The following is a 1396-nucleotide window of genomic DNA, read 5'->3' as shown; positions in this document are numbered from 1 at the left end:
AGTGCTGAAGCTGGTAAGCAAGCTGCAAGCCAAGCTCAAGCTGATTACAACAATAAGAAGGATCAAGCAGCTGCAGTCACGAATGCTAAGTCGGATGCTGCTAAAGCAAACGAAGCCGCCACTAGTGCAGCTAATGCTGCTAAGAGTGCTGCTGATGCAGCAACTTCAGCTGCTGGCACTGCTGATAAGTTGAATAGTGACGCTGCCAAGGATCCAAAGAACGCAGATCTTGCAAGTGCCGCTTCAGCCGCCACCTCAGCCGCCACCTCAGCAGCCAGTGCTGCTAGTGATGCCGCCACAGCTGCTGGTAAAGCAACTTCAGCTGCCAGTGATGCAACAAAGGCAGCTGATGATGCAGCTAAAGCTAAGAACGCATCAGATGCCGCGGATGCAGCTAAGAGAGCTAACAACGCTGCTACTAGTGCTGCCGCTGCTGGTGAGGACGCCGCTAAGGCACAAACCAGTGCTGAAGCTGGTAAGCAAGCTGCAAGCCAAGCTCAAGCTGATTACAACAATAAGAAGGATCAAGCAGCTGCAGTCACGAATGCTAAGTCGGATGCTGCTAAAGCAAACGAAGCCGCCACTAGTGCAGCTAATGCTGCTAAGAGTGCTGCTGATGCAGCAACTTCAGCTGCTGGCACTGCTGATAAGTTGAATAGTGACACTGCCAAGGATCCAAAGAACACCGACCTTGCAAGTGCTGCTTCTGCTGCCAACTCAGCTGCCAAGTCAGCAGCAAGTGCTGCTAGTGATGCCGCCACAGCTGCTGGTAAAGCAACTTCAGCTGCCAGTGATGCAACAAAGGCAGCTGATGATGCAGCTAAAGCTAAGAACGCATCAGATGCCGCGGATGCAGCCAAGAGAGCTAACAACGCTGCTACTAGTGCTGCCGCTGCTGGTGAGGACGCCGCTAAGGCTCAAACCAGTGCTGAAGCTGGTAAGCAAGCAGCAAGTCAAGCTCAAACTGATTACAACAATGCAAGTAAAGCTGCCAGTGATGCCGCTGCAAGTAAGGCTGCCAGTGATCAACAATCTAAGGCCGCTAGTGACGCTAAGGCTGCTCAAGATGCCGCAAACAAGGCTGCCAGTGATGCGAAAGCATCAGGCGACTCAGCTGCTCAATCCGATGCTGCCGTAGCAAGTAAAGCAGCTAGTGATGCCGCTTCAAAGGCTGCCGCTGCTAGTGACGCGGCAAGCGAGGCTGCTAGTGATGCCAAGGTTGCCAGCGATGCCAGCAAGGCAGCTAGCGATGCCGTTGCTAAGGGTGATGCAAGCAAGGCTGCCAGTGATGCCAAGGTATCAAGTGATGCCAGCGATGCCGCTTCCAAGGCTGCCAGTGATGCAAGCAAGGCCGCTGAAGGTGCTGTAAGTGATGCTGCCGTAGCCTCTAAGGCTG

The 1396-nt window shown here is 53.7% G+C and carries 1 protein-coding gene; it reads left to right on the top strand.

What is annotated here, in order from left to right; translation table 11 throughout:
• Nucleotides 1-1396, top strand: a 1396-nt coding sequence (locus tag QOW94_RS06980) for a hypothetical protein (RefSeq protein ID WP_502867254.1), incomplete at both ends; no start/stop codon positions are given.

Origin of the sequence: Lentilactobacillus sp. Marseille-Q4993 (assembly GCF_951230165.1) — a bacterium.
Classification (GTDB): Bacteria; Bacillota; Bacilli; order Lactobacillales; family Lactobacillaceae; genus Lentilactobacillus.
The sequence above is the reverse complement of the archived record's forward strand: the minus strand, read 5'-3'. Positions and strand labels throughout refer to the sequence as shown.